The 1,177-nt window shown below is 48.4% G+C and carries 1 rRNA gene; it reads left to right on the forward strand.

The window, feature by feature from the left end:
* Nucleotides 1–24: 24 nt before the first annotated feature.
* Nucleotides 25–1,177, forward strand: a 23S ribosomal RNA gene (locus L650_RS0112595); the annotation flags it as partial.

Here is a 1,177-nt window from a genome sequence, read left to right on the forward strand (position 1 = left end):
AACAAAGACCCGTTTGGGTTGTATGGTTAAGTGACTAAGCGTACACGGTGGATGCCTTGGCAGTTGGAGGCGATGAAGGACGTATTAACTTGCGATAAGCCTAGTCAAGCTAGTAAAAAGCGCTTGAGACTAGGATTTCCGAATGGGGAAACCCACCTGCTTGCAGGTATCGTTAACTGAATACATAGGTTAACGAGGCGAACGCGGAGAACTGAAACATCTAAGTACCCGTAGGAAAAGAAATCAACCGAGATTCCGATAGTAGCGGCGAGCGAAATCGGAACAGCCCTTAAGCTTATTATGTGTTAATGGAAGGCTCTGGAAAGTGCCACGATACAGGGTGATAGTCCCGTACATGAAAAGACATTTTAAGTGAAATCGAGTAGGTCGGAGCACGTGAAACTTTGACTGAATATAGGTGGACCATCATCTAAGGCTAAATACTCCCAACTGACCGATAGTGAACCAGTACCGTGAGGGAAAGGCGAAAAGAACCCCTGTGAGGGGAGTGAAATAGAACCTGAAACCGTGTACGTACAAGCAGTAGGAGCCTACTTGTTAGGTGACTGCGTACCTTTTGTATAATGGGTCAGCGACTTATATTTTGTAGCGAGGTTAACCGTATAGGGTAGCCGTAGGGAAACCGAGTCTTAACTGGGCGACTAGTTGCAAGGTATAGACCCGAAACCCGGTGATCTAGCCATGAGCAGGTTGAAGGTTGAGTAACATCAACTGGAGGACCGAACCCACTAACGTTGAAAAGTTAGGGGATGACTTGTGGCTAGGAGTGAAAGGCTAATCAAACCGGGAGATAGCTGGTTCTCCCCGAAATCTATTTAGGTAGAGCCTCGGACGAATACTTACGGGGGTAGAGCACTGTTAAGGCTAGGGGGTCATCCCGACTTACCAACCCTTTGCAAACTCCGAATACCGTAAAGTAATATCCGGGAGACACACGGCGGGTGCTAACGTCCGTCGTGAAGAGGGAAACAACCCAGACCGCCAGCTAAGGTCCCAAAGTCATAGTTAAGTGGGAAACGATGTGGAAAGGCCCAGACAGCCAGGAGGTTGGCTTAGAAGCAGCCATCCTTTAAAGAAAGCGTAATAGCTCACTGGTCGAGTCGGTCTGCGCGGAAGATGTAACGGGGCTAAACTATGCACCGAAGCTGCGGATTCA

The sequence above is a fragment of the Pseudoalteromonas sp. TB51 genome, assembly GCF_000498055.1.
Taxonomy (GTDB): Bacteria; Pseudomonadota; Gammaproteobacteria; order Enterobacterales; family Alteromonadaceae; genus Pseudoalteromonas; species Pseudoalteromonas atlantica.